The sequence below is a fragment of the Affinirhizobium straminoryzae genome (assembly GCF_007004135.1).
Taxonomy (GTDB): Bacteria; Pseudomonadota; Alphaproteobacteria; order Rhizobiales; family Rhizobiaceae; genus Neorhizobium; species Neorhizobium straminoryzae.
The window spans coordinates 19,663-36,252 of the sequence record NZ_VJMG01000078.1 but is presented as its reverse complement, the minus strand read 5'-3'; the positions used below and the strand labels follow the sequence as shown (position 1 = coordinate 36,252).

General features: G+C 61.2%; 14 protein-coding genes and 1 pseudogene. 4 read left to right on the top strand and 11 right to left on the bottom strand.

Going from position 1 to position 16,590, the window contains the following annotated elements:
* Nucleotides 1-16: 16 nt before the first annotated feature.
* The 11 genes and pseudogenes from FNA46_RS22715 to FNA46_RS22665 form a co-directional block, all read right to left on the bottom strand.
* A pseudogene (locus tag FNA46_RS22715) lies at nucleotides 17-406 on the bottom strand (IS66 family transposase); the annotation flags it as partial.
* A 158-nt stretch (nucleotides 407-564) separates the two neighbouring features.
* On the bottom strand, nucleotides 565-1,920 hold the full coding sequence (locus tag FNA46_RS22710) for an LLM class flavin-dependent oxidoreductase (RefSeq protein WP_143127502.1): 1,356 nt from the start codon (nucleotides 1,918-1,920) through the stop codon (nucleotides 565-567).
* A gap of 37 nt (nucleotides 1,921-1,957) precedes the next feature.
* Complete coding sequence (locus FNA46_RS22705) at nucleotides 1,958-3,187, bottom strand: SfnB family sulfur acquisition oxidoreductase (RefSeq protein ID WP_143127501.1); 1,230 nt, start codon at nucleotides 3,185-3,187, stop codon at nucleotides 1,958-1,960.
* Nucleotides 3,188-3,190: 3 nt separating this feature from the next.
* Nucleotides 3,191-4,444, bottom strand: coding sequence for an SfnB family sulfur acquisition oxidoreductase (locus FNA46_RS22700; protein ID WP_143127500.1), 1,254 nt, complete (start codon nucleotides 4,442-4,444; stop codon nucleotides 3,191-3,193).
* A 28-nt stretch (nucleotides 4,445-4,472) separates the two neighbouring features.
* Nucleotides 4,473-5,126 (bottom strand): methionine ABC transporter permease, encoded by a 654-nt coding sequence (locus tag FNA46_RS22695; protein WP_143127499.1) that lies wholly within the window; start codon nucleotides 5,124-5,126, stop codon nucleotides 4,473-4,475.
* On the bottom strand, nucleotides 5,107-6,264 hold the full coding sequence (locus FNA46_RS22690; RefSeq protein ID WP_143127498.1) for a methionine ABC transporter ATP-binding protein: 1,158 nt from the start codon (nucleotides 6,262-6,264) through the stop codon (nucleotides 5,107-5,109). Before FNA46_RS22690 ends, FNA46_RS22695 begins: the two co-directional genes overlap by 20 nt.
* Nucleotides 6,261-7,058: a MetQ/NlpA family ABC transporter substrate-binding protein gene (locus FNA46_RS22685; protein WP_143127497.1), complete on the bottom strand. Its 798-nt coding sequence runs from the start codon at nucleotides 7,056-7,058 to the stop codon at nucleotides 6,261-6,263. Before FNA46_RS22685 ends, FNA46_RS22690 begins: the two co-directional genes overlap by 4 nt.
* Nucleotides 7,059-7,291: 233 nt before the next feature.
* Entirely contained in the window at nucleotides 7,292-8,290 is a 999-nt protein-coding gene (locus tag FNA46_RS22680; RefSeq protein ID WP_143127496.1) for a TRAP transporter substrate-binding protein, read from the bottom strand.
* A 24-nt stretch (nucleotides 8,291-8,314) separates the two neighbouring features.
* Entirely contained in the window at nucleotides 8,315-10,168 is a 1,854-nt protein-coding gene (locus tag FNA46_RS22675; protein WP_143127495.1) for a TRAP transporter large permease, read from the bottom strand.
* A gap of 11 nt (nucleotides 10,169-10,179) precedes the next feature.
* A complete protein-coding gene (locus FNA46_RS22670; RefSeq protein ID WP_143127494.1) occupies nucleotides 10,180-11,310 on the bottom strand; it encodes an LLM class flavin-dependent oxidoreductase in 1,131 nt (376 codons plus the stop codon).
* 10 nt (nucleotides 11,311-11,320) lie between these two features.
* Nucleotides 11,321-12,163 (bottom strand): ABC transporter substrate-binding protein, encoded by an 843-nt coding sequence (locus tag FNA46_RS22665; protein WP_143127493.1) that lies wholly within the window; start codon nucleotides 12,161-12,163, stop codon nucleotides 11,321-11,323.
* Between the two features lie 217 nt (nucleotides 12,164-12,380).
* Here FNA46_RS22665 and FNA46_RS22660 point away from each other — a divergent pair, with 217 nt between their 5' ends.
* From FNA46_RS22660 to FNA46_RS22645, 4 genes are all read left to right on the top strand, one after another.
* A complete protein-coding gene (locus tag FNA46_RS22660) occupies nucleotides 12,381-12,746 on the top strand; it encodes an ArsR/SmtB family transcription factor (protein WP_143127492.1) in 366 nt (121 codons plus the stop codon).
* A 3-nt stretch (nucleotides 12,747-12,749) separates the two neighbouring features.
* The gene (locus FNA46_RS22655; RefSeq protein WP_143127491.1) at nucleotides 12,750-13,379 is read left to right on the top strand and encodes a glutathione S-transferase family protein; all 630 of its coding nucleotides are present in this window, start codon (nucleotides 12,750-12,752) and stop codon (nucleotides 13,377-13,379) included.
* 458 nt (nucleotides 13,380-13,837) lie between these two features.
* Nucleotides 13,838-14,845 (top strand): sugar ABC transporter substrate-binding protein, encoded by a 1,008-nt coding sequence (locus tag FNA46_RS22650; protein WP_143127490.1) that lies wholly within the window; start codon nucleotides 13,838-13,840, stop codon nucleotides 14,843-14,845.
* Nucleotides 14,846-14,942: 97 nt separating this feature from the next.
* Entirely contained in the window at nucleotides 14,943-16,475 is a 1,533-nt protein-coding gene (locus FNA46_RS22645) for a sugar ABC transporter ATP-binding protein (protein ID WP_246103304.1), read from the top strand.
* The last annotated feature ends 115 nt before the right edge of the window (nucleotides 16,476-16,590 follow it).

Genomic DNA, 16,590 nt, shown 5'->3' with positions numbered 1-16,590 from the left:
CGGCGACGGCCGCAGGTCAGGCCGCCTGAGCACTCGGCGTCTTGGGTGTCCAGTTCCATTGCAGGAATTGCGTGAGTCTTGTGATCGGCGTTTCGGCAATGTTGGCGAGAACGTCGGCGAGCCAGACCTTCGGGTCGATGTCATTGAGCTTGGCGCTCATGATCAGTCTCGCCATGAAGGCGGCACGATCAGCACAGCGATCCGATCCGGCGAAGAGCTATAACTTCCGTCCGAGCGCAAAGTCCCGAAGGGCTCGCTCGGCGGCATTGTTCGTCAGGCAAATCCGGCCGTCTTCGAGGAAGGAAGTGAGGCCGTTCCAGCGCTTCAACATGTAGTCGATCGGCTCAGAGTCAGGAGAACTGCGCGACAGCTTTGCCCGCTCCGTTTGGAGCCAATTATGCAGTTCTCCAACTCCTAGTGTTTGCACCACGACTTCCGATCCTCGCATCAACCTTGCAAGGCGGCCCGCACCGGGGGGGGCAGAACGGCCTTGCATCGTCTCGGACACAGGAGGTCGTCGGCGATCTGCATCAACGGCCGGTTTGGTGAGGCACAATGGCGTGACTACTGACGAAATTGGCTACCGTAATGGTTGCCTGGCAGCCTGTCGCCTGCACCGAACAAACGCTTGCGAAGCGTGCCATCGCTGTAGGCAGTCTTATAGGCACCGCGTGCCTGTAGCTCAGGCACCACGATATCGATGAAATCGACATAGCTTTCCGGCACCACGGTGCGGGCCAGATTGAAGCCGTCGATTTCGCCTTCGTCGATCCAGGACATCAGTTCCTCCGCCACCTTTGCGCCATCTCCGACGACGACCGGATAGCGTCCGCCGATCGCCAGTTCCTTCAGAAGCTGCCGCTTTGTCCAGCCCTTCTGCCGCGCCAGTTGCGTGACGGACTGAATGGCGTTGCCTGTCGCGTATTCAATTGTCTCATCAAGTTCGAAGCGCGAGAAATCGATACCGCTGCCTGCGGCAAAATGGGCAAGCCCCGCCTCCGGATTGGCATGATCCAGATATTCCGCCAGCTTGGCCTCCGCTTCGGATGCGGTGCGCCCCGGCACAACAGTCATGCCCACGAAGATCTTGATGTCTTCAGGCCGTCGGCCCGCCGCAACCGCCTCTTCCCGCAAGGTGCGCGATGTTCTGGCCGCGGATGCCTTATCGGTTGCATTGATGAAAATGCATTCGGCATGTCGACCCGCAAAACGGCGACCACGCCCCGACGTGCCTGCCTGATAGAGCACCGGCGTGCGCTGCGCCGAGGGCTCCGTCAGATGATAGCCATCGCTTTGATAATAGGGGCCGTTGTGATGGATTTTCCGCACGCGCCCCGGTTCCGTAAAGACGCGGCGGGCCTTGTCCACAACAACGGCATCATCCGCCCAGCTGCCCTCCCAGAGCTTGTAGAGCACATCGAGATAATCGTCGGCGCAGTCGTAGCGAGTGTCGTGCTCGTTCATGCTTGTCTGGCCCAGCGCACGGGCCGCACTGTCGAGATAGCCAGTGACGATGTTCCAGCCGATCCTGCCTTCGGTCAGATGGTCAAGCGTCGAAATACGCCGCGCAAACGTGTAGGGCGCTTCCACGCTGGTATTGACGGTGACGCCGAAACCGAGATGCTGCGTGGCCGCCGCCATGGCCGAGACCAGCAGGATCGGATCATTGACCGGAAGCTGGATCGACTCCTTCAGCGTCAGATCCACCGAAGACTGGTAGATGTCGTAGACGCCGACGATGTCGGCGAGGAAAATGCCATCGAACAGGCCGCGCTCCAGCGTCTTTGCCAGATCCGTCCAATAGGACAGCCGCTTGTATTCATGCGAGCGATCGCGCGGATGCGTCCACAGGCCATGGTTGATATGGCCGACGCAGTTCATGCTGAAGGCATTGAGCAAAATCTGTTTGCGCGAGGACATGGTGATTCCAGAAGTTTGGCCAGAAACAGGGATGTCGTCAGATCGCGCCGTGGCGTGGCGGACGGCGACCATTCAGATAGTACTGGCCAATGGCCTGATACTTCCAGCGAACGGGATCATGCAGCGTGTGTGTTCGCACGTTTCGCCAATGCCGATCGTAATTGTCTTGCGCCATCGTTGACGATGTGCCGGATAGCTCAAACAGCTTGTTGGCGGCCAGCAACCCGGCTTTCGTCGAGAGGATCTTGGCTTCCGCAACAGCAATCGAGGCTGCCGCGACCGTGTCCTGCGTGGGGTTGCCAATCGCCTCGTCCACCAGACGCCCCGCCTTGCGCAGCAAGGCATCGGCGGCACGCAGCCTGACCCGTACCTGTCCGATCTCGCTCAGCGTCAATGGGTCTTCGGCAGCGGTTTCCACCTTGGCGTCGATCCAGGGTCTTGAGCGCTGGCGCACGAATTCAAGCGTATCCCGATAGGCACCTTCGCCAATGCCGAGATCGATCGCCGCATGGATGATCTGCGCCACCGGCCCGATGGTGGTTGCGGTTTCGAAGGAGGACTGAAAGGGCACGATCCATTCCGGCTCCACCGCGACATCCTCGAAGCGCACCGTGCCGCTGCCGGTGACGCGCTGGCCGAAGCCATCCCAATCGTCCAGAATGGTCACGCCCGCCGCATTGCGTGGAACGAAGACGATATAGGTTCTGACGCCGCCCTCTTCTTCCGCCGATACCAGCGTTGGAATCCAGTGGGCATAGATGGCACCGGTGCAGTAATATTTGGTGCCGCTGACGCGCCATTGTCCGTCCTGACGGGACAAATGGGTGCGCCGCTTGAAATCCTTGTGGCCTGTTTCCGCCAAGGCATTGCCGGTGCGCTCGCCGGCAAGAACGCGGTCGTAGAAAAATCGCTTTTGCGCCTCGCTGCCGCCAACGCGCAGGACCTCCAGCGAATAATAATGGTTCTGCGGAATTTGCGAGAGTGATCCGTCTGCCGCGGCGATGATGGCGGTGACCCGCGCCAGCGTGACCGAAGATACGCCAGCGCCTCCATAAGCCTTCGGGACGGTGATACCCCAGAGGCCGGTCGCGACGAATTCATCCAGCTCCTGCCAGGGCAGACGGCGCTCAGCATCACGGGTCGAAGCATCTGTTCGCAACCGATCCGCAAAGGCCTGTGCGACATCAAGCGCTTCCTGATCGGATGTAATCAGGTGCGGCCTGATGCGCGGCGCGGGGGCGGGCGTGGCAATTCGGGGGTCAGTCATTGCTCAATTCCACTGGTGCCGGGCCGGCAAGATACCGTTCAGTTCGTAATTGCCGATGAGGTGATATTTCCAGCGCACCGGATCATGCAGCGTATGCACACGTGCGTTTCGCCAGTGACGGTCGAGATTGTGGGCTGCCCGGGTGGCGGCGGAACCGGCGAGATCAAAAAGTTTCTCGCTGGCTTCGAGCGCGATTTCAGTGGTCAGGATCTTCGCCTCCGCCACGGCAACGGAGGCGCGCCCGCTGCTTTCAGCCGTTACAGGTTCTGCCGCAACGGCATCGAGAACACGCCCCGCCTCGTAAAGGATTTCCTGCGCCGCATGCAGGTTGGTCGCGAGATGCCCGACTTCGTGGATGATGGTCGGATCGTCCACCGCCCGCTCAAGTCCTGAATCCATCCAGGGACGCGCTTTCTCACGTACAAACACCAGCGCATCCTCCAGTGCTGCACGCGCGATGCCGGCATCGATCGCTGCCTGGATGATCTGCGAGATGGGACCGGCCAGACCCGGCCTGTCAACAAAAGCGTAAACCGGGAAGACCAGCAGCGGATCGATGTTCGCATTGTCGAACTTTACCGTGCCGCTGGCAGTCGTTCTCTGGCCGAAGGAATTCCAGTCATCGACAACAGTCACACCCGGATCATCGCGGCGCGCCCAGACCTGGACCGCCCTGCCCTCATCATCCAAGGCCCGCGTCGGGATATAATGGGCAAAGATGGAGCCGGTGGAATAGAAGCGCTCGCCGGTGAGTCGCAATGCCTCACCATGCTTTTCCACCCGCGTGGTCGCGATGTTGACGCGCTTCGTCTTGCGCTCAGGCCCGGCATTGCCGATGCGATATCCGGCCAGAACATCGGCGTAAACCCGCGCCTTCTGCGCTTCGCTACCGATGTCATGCACCAGCGCCAGAACCCCGAAATGGTTCTGTGGAATTTGCCCGAGTGCCGGATCGGCCGCGCAGAGGATCTCGAACACCTTCACCAAGGTCTCAAAGCTCACGCCAGCACCGCAATGGCTGCGTGGAACGGTGATCGCGCCGAGCCCGCTTGCCGTGTAGGCCTCGATTTCATCCCAGGGCAGGAGCCGCTCCCGGTCTCGTTCGGACGCGCCCGCCTTGAATGTTTCGGCAAGCGCTTGCGCAATCTCGATGGCCTCCCTGTCATCGCGAATACGATGAACAGGCTTCGGAGGACGTGGCCTTTGTTGCGTCTCGGGATCGCTCTCAAGCGCAAAGTTAGTCTGGGGCAAGGTCATAGCTCCTGCTTCCATGGAATGAGCCGGATCACCGGGCGCGCAGGCGTCGCACGGCCGTATCGCCGATGAACTGCACAATGCAGACCGTTGCAATCAGCACCACGATCACGGCCAGCATGACAGTCGTATCGAAGCGCTGGTAGCCGTAACGGATTGCCATATCACCAAGCCCGCCGGCGCCCACCGCTCCAGCCATGGCGGAGGCGCCGATCATGGACACCACCGTAATCGTGAAGCCGCCGATCAGGCCCGGCAGTGCTTCCGGCAGCAGCACATGCCGGATGATATGCCAGCGCCGGCAGCCGATGGCCTGCGCGGCCTCGATCAGACCATGCTCCACCTCACGCAGGCTGACTTCCGCGATGCGGGCAAAGAACGGCGTGGCGCTGATCGACAAGGGGACGATGGCCGCCCAGACCCCGATCGTCGTTCCCGTGACCAGACGGGTGAACGGCAGAAGCGCGACCAGAAGCACGATGAAGGGCGTGGCCCGAAAGCCGTTGATCACAGCGCCCAGCACACGATTGGCACGCGGAGCGTGGATCAACCCACCGGGCGCGGAGAGCACCAGAAATACGGCCAGCGGAATGCCTGCCAGAAGCGCGACGATGGCGGAGACGCCGACCATCGTCAGCGTATCGAGAAAGGCATGCCAGAGGCGGTCATACATCTGCGGCGTCATAACCGATGATCCTTGCTGCATGCGCCAGTTCAGGATTGGCGATGAGATGTTGCAGATCGGCGCGGGCGGGAGATGCGACGATCAGACGACCGCTGACATGGCTCTGTATGCGGTCCAGATTGCTCTGGATGATCCGTGTTCCGTCACCGAGAACCGCCAGAAGACGGGCGAGATCCGGCTGCAGGCCGCCTGCCCCGGTATAGGTGAATTCGACCAGCGCCGTCGCAGGCTCGCCATTCCAAAGCGAGGTCAGACGCTCCGTCAGATCGTCCGGCAGACCGCGATCCAGCGGTTTCAGGAGAGCCCTTGTTGCCTCATGGCGGGGATTGCCGAACACTTCCCAGACCCGGCCGGTTTCGGCAATCCGCCCTGCCTCCAGCACCAGAACATGGTCGCAGATTTCGCGGATGACGCTCATCTCATGGGTGATCAGAACGATGGTCAGGCCAAGGCGACGGTTGATATCCTTCAGCAGGGACAGGATCGAGAGCGTCGTCTCCGGATCGAGCGCTGAAGTGGCTTCATCGCAGAGCAGTATTTCCGGTCGGCTGACGAGGGCGCGGGCAATGCCGACGCGCTGCTTCTGTCCACCAGAGAGCCGCGAGGGATAGGTGTTCTCCTTGCCCTCAAGTCCGACAAGCTTCAGAACCTCGGCAACCCTTGTCCGGACTTCCTGCGCCGGCACGCCAGCCACCACCAGCGGCAGCGCCACATTGCCGAACACCGTCTTGGCCGAGAGCAGGTTGAAATGCTGGAAAATCATGCCGACGCGGCGGCGCAGCGCCACGAGCTGATCCTCGTTGAAGGCGGAAATATCCTCGCCGTCGACCAGCACCTGGCCGCCGGTTGGTCGCTCCAGCCGGTTGACCGTGCGAAGCAGGCTCGACTTGCCGGCACCGGAGCGCCCGATAATCCCGAAGACGGAACCAGCCGGCACATCAATGGTGATATCGGTCAGAGCCCTTACGGGCCCTGCTGAGGAGAGATAGGTCTTCTCAACCTTCTGAAAACGGATGGAGCCGGCGGCAACCGCCGCCGGTCTCCCCGCGGATGACGGCGCCGATTCCTCGGCGCTGCGCGAAGTCACCCCCACCACGCGTGTAACATCATCCGCTGCGTCGAAAAGAGCGGCGCTCATTTTTCCCACGCAATCGTGTAGAGCTTGGGGTTATTGGCAAAACCCTTGGCGATCGCCTCGCGCACCGTCTTGGAGGTCTGGTAAAGCTCGACCACCTTCTTAAGCGCCGGATTGTCGGCCTTGGCCTTGTTGGCGGCAAACACGATCGCGAACTGCTTGTCATCGATGCCGGAGAAGATCAACGCCGAACCGGGATCAAAGGTCTTGGCGGCGATGATGAAGTGCGGATAGCCCAGCGCCAGATCCACATCCCCGGTGACGCGGGCAAGCTGCGGACCTTCGACTTCCTTGAAGGTAACCTTCTTCGGGTTATCGACGATATCATCCAGCGTGCCGAGGAAGCCGACGCCATCCTTCAGCTTGATCAGGCCGCCCTTGGCGAGCAGCAGCAGGCCGCGGCCCTGGTTGACCGGATCGTTGGCAATGGCCACCGTCGCACCCTGCGGTACGCTGGCGAAATCCTTATGTTTCAGGGAATAGATGCCGATATTGGCAAGCGTACCGACGCCGATCGGCGTGATATTATAGCCCTTCTGCTTGATCGCATTGTTGAGGAAGGGCACGTGCTGGAAGTAGTTGAGATCCAGATCGCCCGCCTGAAGCGCCTCGTTCGGGGTCGTCCAGTCGCTGAACTCGATGACCTGGAGATCAATGCCGGCGGCCTTGGCCTCCGGCACGAGTGCCGCAACGGAATCACCATAGACGCCGGGAACGACGCCGATCTTCACGGTTTCAGCCAGCGCCGGACCAGCGACGGCAAGCAACAGCGCGGACAACAGAGCAGTAAGTTTCATGGAAGCCCCTTCAAATTTATATCTATAAATCTAGTAGATTAAATAGATTTGGAGAGGAATCCTCTGCTCTTTCGCAAAAACCATCAGAAAAAATATTCCAACAAATTCACTGAAAGGCTCTCCTGCACCGAATGCTGCCGAGCTTTGGCAGGGGGGCGGACATGGCGGTGAACGCGTATTGAACGCTCGATCGCCACAGAAGTGGCGATCGATGGGAACGTCGCCGCAAAGGGTCAGGCGGTCTGGATCGTCTTGATGCGCTCAATCCCGCCAACGATGCCGGCGAAATCCTGCCAGACACCCTGCGCGCCCTTCTGCCATTCATCAAAGGCTTCCGGCTTGAGAAGCTTGCCGCCATTCTTCAGCGACTGCTCGACGGATCGCGCTTCATCCTCGACGATCAGTTGATTGAAGTAGGCAGCCCCCTGACGCGATGCGTCCTGAAAGACCGTCTTCTGCTCATCATTCAACTGCTTCCAGAATCCACTCGCATAAAAGATGACGCCGGAGGCCCAGATGTGGCCGGTTTCAGTCATATAGGGTACGACTTCATAGAGCTTGAAGCCGGCATAGGCGGACTTCGTCAGATCCATCGCGTCGGCGACGCCGGTGGAGAGTGCGTTATAGGTTTCGGTAATGGGAATGCCGACCGGCGTGGTGCCGAAGGCGCTCCAGAGCTTGGTGTGCAGGGGGCTCTGGATGACACGTATCTTCTTGCCCTTCAACTGCTCGGGCCGCGTCACCGCCTCCTTGGCGAGAAGATGACGCGCACCATAATTGATGAAGTCGCCGACCACGAAATTCTGGGCCGCGAGCTTCTGCTTCAGATCCGTGCCCACGTCACCGTCAACCGTCCGGCGCACATGAGCCGCATCCCGGAACAGGAAAGGCAGGTCGAGGATCTGCAGTTCCGGCACCCAGCCGGAGAGCGACGAAACGGTCGAAAGGCTGGCGTGAACCGAGCCCAGCCGTGTGCCTTCGGCCACCTCCTTTTCGCCGCCGAGCGCACCGTTCTTGACGATGTTGAACTTGAACTGCCCAGGCAGTCTGGCATCCACCAACTCGGCGATCTTCACCCAGACCTTGGTTTCCGGTTTGTCGTCCCCGAGAAGCGAGGCGACGGTAATCGTCGTCGTGCGGGCGGATGCGGTGCGGATAAAGGCGGGTGTGGCAAGTGCGAGGCCGGTGGTGGCGGCAGTCTTCAAAAGGCTGCGACGATTGAGATTGGTCATGTCTGATGTCCCCGAAAAGAAGCGTTAGAATAGGATCGCCCAGGCGCAAAGGATCGCGAGGGATACAAGCAGAGCGATGAGGTAGGGCACGACGGCCCGGAAAAGGGCCGTGGCCGGAATGCGTGTAACGCCGCTGACGACGAAGATCAGCATGCCGAGCGGCGGTGTCAGGCCATGGATCATCAGGTTGACGACCAGGATCACGCCGAAGTGGATCGGGTCGATCCCTGCGGCAACGGCTGCCGGCAGCAGGATCGGGCCGAAAAGCAGGATCGCAGCGCCAATATCCAGGACGAGCCCGACGAGAAGCAGGATTGTGTTCGAAAGAACGATGACCGCCAGCGCACTGCCGCCCAGCAGCGTCACGAAATTCGTGACGAGGCCGGAGACATCGTCAACCGCCAGGAGGAAAGCGAAGGGTCCGGCAGTGCCGATCAGCAGCCCGATCGCCGCAGCTTCGGTCGCCGCCTGGCGGAATGCGACGAAGATTGAGGCGAAGCCGAGCCGGGACCAGACCGCGAGACCGACGGTATAGAATGCCGCCAACGCCGCTGCTTCCGTGGTCGTGACAATACCGATGCGAATGCCGACGACCACGATGACGCCGAGGCCGAAGGCCGGGATGGCGGATACTGCGGCCTTCCATCGATCCCTCCCGGAGGCGCGCGGCTGCGTCACCTGCTCGCGAACGGTCAGATGGATGGCGACGGCAAGGCAGACAGCCATCAGCCCCCCGGCAAAGAATCCACCGACCAGCAGCGAACCGACGGAAAGATTGGTCGCGGCGGCGAGGATCAGGAAGGCGATCGAAGGCGGGATCACATTGTCCAGCACAGAGGTTGCCGCAATGATTGCACCCGCCTGCGCCGGGGGATAACCGTGCCGGACCAATTCCGGCTGGAAGGTCGACGCACCGAACGCGGCATTCGCGACAGAAGATCCGGAGGCGCCGGAGAAGAGAACACTGGTCAGCAGCGTCGTCTGCGCCAGCCCTGCCCGGCGATGCCCCACCATGGAGGCGGCAAACCGCACAAGCTGGTTGGCGACGCCGGAGGCGGTCAGCAATCCGCCGACCAGAAGGAAGAAGGGAATGGCAAGCAGCAGGAACTTGGACATTCCGGTGACGGTCGTGGAGACGATCGCCGGCTCGGGCAGGCTGCTGCCGAAGGCGATCGCCACATAGGCCGCCGCCAGAAAGGCATGCGCCAGGGGCGCGGCCAGAACAAGTCCGAGAGCCGCGACGAGAGCCAGGAAGAGGCTTGGCGGATAGTGTGTGTCGATGCCGATCTCAGGAACGCCGAAATAGAGCGCTGCACCGACCAGGATCGACATTATCACGCCTGCGACACGGCCTTCGGTCAGACGCCGCAGGAAAAGCACAAGAAGAACGAAACCGCCGGCCGCCCCCAGGAATCCGAACCGGATCCATTCGGGAATGCCAAGCGTCGGCGAGATGCCGCCCAGCATCCGCATGATCTCGCCGCCACCGAAGAGCATGATCAACCCGGCCACGACGCTGAACACATCGCCGAGCGCCTGGGTGACCGGGGCGAAACGCTCTGGCAGCATGCGGACGAAGACATCGAGCCGCATGGCGAGTGCGCTGTTGAGGCTGAGAGGTGCACCAAGCGCAATGAGCGCCACATGCATCCAGATGCCGAGGTCTTCCGCGCCGATAAAGCCGGTCGAGAAGAAATAGCGGAGCGTCACGCTGACCAGCACCACCGTCAACAGGACAGCGAGGATGACTGCGGAAACGGCCCCGAGCACAGTCTCGATCAATGTCAGCAGCCGCCCTGCCACACCGGACGAAATTGCCGTTGCGCCATCGACAATGGAAGACTGGCCGGATGCTGCGGCAGATGCCTGCTGGCTCATATCGCTCTCCCTTACGCGCTCTTGACCGTAGAGAGATCGCGATCGAACAGCGTCGACCATGTGAAATGGCGGGCCGGCGACACATCACGGGACACATCCAGCCGGGGGAGAACCTTTTCCCCGAAACGATAGGCTTCTTCCAGAAGCGGCATGCCGGACAGGATGAACGTCTCGACGCCGGCCTTGCGATAGGCCTCCAGAGTCCGGATCACGGTGTCGGGCGAGCCCACGATCGCCGTACCGGGCCCCGGGCGCACGAGGCCGATGCCGGCCCAAAGGTTCGGCGCGACCTCGAGATCCCTGAGATTTGCCGGCTTCAAGCCGCCATGCATTGCCGTCATGCGCCGCTGGCCGACGGAATCGCTTCTGCCGACAAAGCGCTGGTTCGCGGCGATCGCCGCTTCGTCCATGCGGTCGTAAAGGTCGGCCGCCGCTTCCCATGCCTTCGCGTCGGTGTCACGCACGATCACGTAGAGACGGATGCCGTATTCCAGCTTTCGGCCATATCGATCCGCCTTCGCCTTCACGGCATCAATCTTTGCCTTGATCTGCTCGGGCGTCTCGCCCCAGGAAAGGTAGGTGTCGACATGCCTGGCCGCGACCTCGAGCGCCTTGTCGGAGGAACCGCCGAACCAGAGCGGCGGCGGCGCAATGCTTTCGCCAACCGGCAGCGCCAGCTTGGCACCATCCGTCTGAAAGTATTTGCCCTGATGGGAGACACTCTCCCCGGCAAACAGGCGATGCCAGATCTGCAGATATTCATCCGCCATGTCGTAGCGCTCGTCATGCGGCATGGTCATGCCATAAGCGCCGAGCATCTTGGCATCGCCGGACACGACGTTGATCAGCAGCCGCCCGCGTGAAAACTCCTGCAGAGTTGCGGCCATCTTGGCGAGCAATGTCGGCGCGACGAGGCCCGGATGGATCGCGACGAGAAACTTCATCCGCTCCGTCTGGGAAAGCAGCGCGCCTGCCAGGACCCATACGTCGTGGGCGCCGGTCGCAAACAAAGCACCCGTATAGCCCAGATGATCATAGGCCTGAGCAAGCTGCTTGTAATAGCCGAGGTCGACCTTGCGGGAACCTTCCGGCTGCCAGGGATAGGCACCATCGGGTGCGCACATATACCAGAACACGTTCATCTAAGGCACCTCATGCCAGCTTTGCCTGCCGCTGCAGGGCGACCGGATTGGAAAAATGGCCGTGCCGATAAAGCGTATCGGCCTCTGCCTGTTGTTCGGCAATGATGGGATCATCGGCCGGCACCACCGAGAAATCCCGTGAGCGCAGCACACGATCCCATGCAGCGGCATCGCCTTCGCTGCCGGCCTCGGCGGCCAGCAATTCGGCAGCCTTGCGGGTGTCTCCCATCACTTCGCGGCCGATACGATCAAGTTCAAGGACGAGGGCGCGTATCGTCTCCGCCGAGAGCGCATGACGTTGCAGCGTCCAGAACAGCGAGCGGTTCGGGATGGTGGATCCGCAACGCACGATCAGGCGCAGGTCCTTGCGCTCGATGACTTTTTCGAGACGCGGCGACATGGCGACCCAGGCATCGACCCGCCCCTCCAGCAACTCCTTGAGAGAATCCAGATCGCCGCTTTCCACCCTCGTAACATCGGGCAGGCCGAACCCTTCCCCTTCGAGGCTCCTGGCCAGCAGATATGTGTGAAAGGAACCATCCACCAGGGAGATGCGCTTGCCGACAAGATCCGCAACCGATCCGATGTCGCTGTCAGACCGGGCAAAAATCGCGCCATTGGCGGGGCGGGGCGCAGATGCCGCAATATAGCAGACGCCAAGGCCTCTGGCGTCGGCTTCGATCGGTGGCGTGGAGCCGGTTCCGCCAAAATGGATATGGCCACCCTCCAGCAGTGAAGCCGTATCGCGTCCTTCACCATAGGGGACGAATTCCGGATCGAAGTCCGCAAAGCTGCCCGGCCAAAGACTGGCGAGCCTTAGATGTAAATTGTTCGGATGGACCCCAATGCGCATCATCAATCCTGCCTGTCGATTTCGCAGGACAATCTACTTTTTTATAAAATGAATGCGAGCAAGAGCGTGCTCGTCGGGATCCGGAATCGAAACTAGAAATCTATCGGAAAACTGGAATTTGAAAAAATCCTGCATTTGGTGGCTCGCTTCGTTCCGACTGATTGAATTTTCCCGGCCGACATTTTACTTTTTTCGTAAATCAATGCGGAGCAGTGAAGTGACCAAGCCGGTCTCCAATCGGGTTTGTCGGAGCGTCAGCGAGGCCAGCGAGCTCCTGAAGCTGATCGGCAACGCCAATCGCCTCGCCCTTGTCTGTTATCTGATGGAAACAGAAGCCTCGGTATCTGCACTTGAGGAAGAGCTCGGCATTCGCCAGCCGACGCTCTCGCAGCAACTGGCCGAATTGCGGGAAGCCGGCATTGTCGAAGGGCGCCGGGAAGGCAAGGCGATCGTCTATCGCGTCACCGACGCGAGGGTGCAGGCACTCGTTGAAACGCTTCGTGAGCTGTTTGCGGGTCTGGATGATGTGACAGGCCGCCTCACGATGCAGAAGCTGCCCGTCGACGAGATGATGTTCGACTGAGCGATGATCGATCTCTACACCTGGATCACCCCGAACGGTCTGAAGATCTCCATTGCGCTGGAAGAATTGGGGCTGGACTACCACGCTCATACCATAGACATTACCAGGGGCGATCAGTTCTCGCCGGAATTCCGCAGGATCAATCCCGGATCGAAGATCCCGGCAATCCACGACCGCGACACGGGCGTCACACTCTCGGAATCCGGCGCAATCCTTCTCTATCTCGCGGAAAAAACCGGCCGTCTCATGCCCCCAACGGGTCCGGCGCGGCTTGAGGTGATCGAATGGCTGATGTGGCAGATGGGCGGCTTCGGGCCGACGCTCGGCCACGCACACTATTTCCTGACCTACAACGCGGGCCAGTCACCCATGGCAGAAGCGGTGTTCGCCAAGGAAACCCGGCGCCTCTATGAGACGCTCGATGCCCGCCTGACGGGCCGGGAGCATATCGTCGATGAATACTCGATTGCCGACATCGCCATCTGGCCCTGGGTCTCGCGCTACGAGCGCCACAAGATCGATCTCAACGATTTCCCGCAAGTGATGCGCTGGTATCTCGCCCTCGCCGCAAGACCGCAGGTCCGACGGGGGTATGAGGTGCCGCATTTCACCGGGGCAATCCCGACGCCATAAACTGGTCCCGCCGATCTCTGTCCTGGCGCCATGCATTCTGCGGATCTGGTGATCAAATGATGGGAGTGACAAATTGGCGCCATGCGATCAGCCCGATATACGCATCTCGTCCCTCTCCAAGCTATCGATGATATCCCCGGCCGAGCGCAATCCGCTCTGCGCATTCCACCTGCAGGCCTGATTTTGCAACATCTCGTTCTGGTTGATACAGCCCCGATGGACTGGGCCGCGGATCAACAGGCCCGGCCATACCGACGGCATCCCGGTGTCCTGGCGATCCGGATCAGCGGTTCCGCCGGCTCCCATCGGGTCCGAACCAACGGGGGGCCGACGTGTACTACGCCCGTCGCATCCGGCACCAACCCTTTTCTCTCTCGTACCCGAAATTTGGAAAACACGGCCTCCTGCCCTCAAGAAATCCATTTATTCTATGGAAAATATTAATTCGAGAGGACATCATGACCACTGACACGTTTACCGGCGTCAATCGCCGTAATCTCCTGAAGCTGACCGCGGCAGCGGGCGTCGTCGCAGGTGCGGCAGATCTGCTGGCGGCGCGCGGCGCGGTTGCAGAAGAAGCGCTGTCGCTGAAAGGCAAGCGCATTGGCATCAGCACCGCCGGTACCGACCACTTCTTCGACCTCAATGCCTACAATGCCCAGATCGAGGAAGTGAAGCGTCTGGGTGGCGAACCGATTGCTGTGGATGCCGGCCGCAATGATGGCAAGCTGGTCTCGCAGTTGCAGACACTGATTGCCCAGAAGCCGGATGCCATTGTGCAGTTGCTCGGCACTCTGACCGTGATCGACCCTTGGCTCAAGAAGGCGCGTGACGCCGGTATTCCGGTGTTCACCATCGATGTCGGTTCGGCCAACTCGATCAACAATGCCACCTCCGACAACTGGGGCATCGGCAAGGACCTCGCCCTCCAGCTGGTCTCCGATATCGGGGGCGAAGGCAATATCGTCGTCTTCAACGGCTTTTATGGCGTCACGCCCTGCGCCATCCGCTACGACCAGCTGGTCAACGTCACGAAGTACTTCCCCAAGGTGAAGATCGTGCAGCCCGAACTGCGCGACGTGATCCCGAACACCGTGCAGGATGCATTTACCCAAATCACCGCCATCCTCGCGAAGTATCCGGAAAAGGGTTCGATCAAGGCGATCTGGTCGGCCTGGGACATTCCCCAGCTTGGCGCGACCCAGGCGCTGGTCGCCGCCGGCCGGACGGAGATCAAGACCTATGGCGTCGATGGCAGCCCGGAAGTGCTGCAGCTCGTCGCCGATGCTGCTTCGCCGGCCGCGGCCGACGTTGCCCAGCAGCCCGCCGAACTCGGCCGGGTGGCGATCCGCAACGTTGCGCGCTATCTCGCCGGCGAGAAACTGCCGCGCGAAACCTACGTGCCGGCGCTCCTCGCCAACAAGCAGAATGTCAAGGAAATCTCGAAAAAGCTTGGCATCGGCTGAGCCCTGGAACCGCTCCTCCCGAGCGACCGTGCCGCCCCTTGCCGAACCGGCAAGGGGCGGCGGCCTGAATATATGCTGTTTCGAGGGATATGATGCGATGCCAGAGGCCCGACAAGAGAAAGAGCCGGTGCTCCGGTTAGAAAACATCGTCAAACGCTTCGGTGGCGCGGAGGCCCTGTCGAAGGCGAACCTTACAGTTCGCCGCGGCAGCGTCCATGGCCTCGTCGGCCAGAACGGCGCCGGCAAGTCGACGCTCATCAAGCTGCTTGCCGGCCTGCATCAGGCAGACGAGGGCCGGATCGAAATCGATGGTGTCGCGCAGGATCGGCTGACGCCGCATCTGGCCGAAGCGCTCGGCATCCACTTCATTCACCAGGACAGACTGCTCGTGCCGAGCTTCACAGTCGGCGAGGCGCTCTTTCTGGGACATGAACCACGGATTGCCGGAACCCCGTTTCTCGATCGCCGCGCCATGCGCCGGCAGGCTGAGGAGACGTTGCGACGCTATTTCGATCTCAGTCTTCCGAGCGACGCCCTGATCGCCGAACTGTCCGCCGCCGAAAAGCAGATCGTGCAGATCACCCGGGCGCTGATCGCCAATCCCAAGGTGCTCGTCTTCGATGAGCCGACCGCCGCGCTCGTGCGCCGCGAGGCCGAACTTCTCTTCCGCCTTATCCGGCGCCTGAGCGCCGAAGGCATCACCATCCTCTATATCTCCCACTATCTCGGGGAGATTGTCGATCTCTGCGACACCGTGACAGTGCTCAGAAACGGGCGCGACGTCGCGACCCTGACCGTCAGCGAAACATCCGCTGCCGAGATCGGCGCGCTCATGGTCAACCGCGAGATTGCCGAGCTTTATCCCAAGCCGACGGTGTCCGCGGGAGAGGTTCTCCTGGAGGCCAGGAATCTGACACTCGCCGGCAGCTACCGGGATATCTCCTTCACACTGCGCCGCGGCGAGGTGCTCGGCATGACCGGACTTGTCGGATCCGGTGCGAAGGAGGTCGTTCGCACCCTCTTCGGCCTGGAAACAGCCACTGGCGGATCGATTGCCGTGAAGGGAGATGTCGTCGTACCAGCCAATCCTGTCGGCGCAGCGTCGCGGGGTCTTGCCCTCGTGCCCGAAGATCGCCGCCGCGACGGCGTTGCCCTGTCGCTTTCCGTCCTGGAAAACACGACACTTGCAAGCCTGAAGCGCTTCTCCCGCGGGCTGATCAACCGTCGCGCGGAACGGCATGGCGCAGACGATCTCGTTCGCCGCCTTCAGATCAAGACGGACGGCATCGATGCGCTGGTCGGCACGCTGTCGGGTGGCAACCAGCAGAAGGTGGCGATTGCGAAATGGCTGAGCCGGCAATCGGAAATCTACCTGCTCGATGAACCGACCGTTGGCGTTGATATCGGGGCCAAGGTCGAAATCTACCACCTCATCGGCGAGCTTGCCGAGCGCGGCGCAGGCATCATCGTGCTGTCCTCGGACATTGAGGAACTGCGGGGCATCACCGATCGCCTGCTTGTCTTCTTCCGCGGACGCATCGCCCGCACCGTCGCAACGGCAGAAGTCTCCTCCGAACAGATCCTTGCCGACGTGACCGGCGCCCATGAAAGCCTTCGCCATGTCGGTTGAAATTCCCTCCTTCCCCGTGCCGCCTGCCTCCACGTCCCAGACCGCTGGAGCTGAGAGCGGGTACGAGCGTTGGCAGACGACAGACGCCGATCCGCAGACGACACGGCCGGCGCGC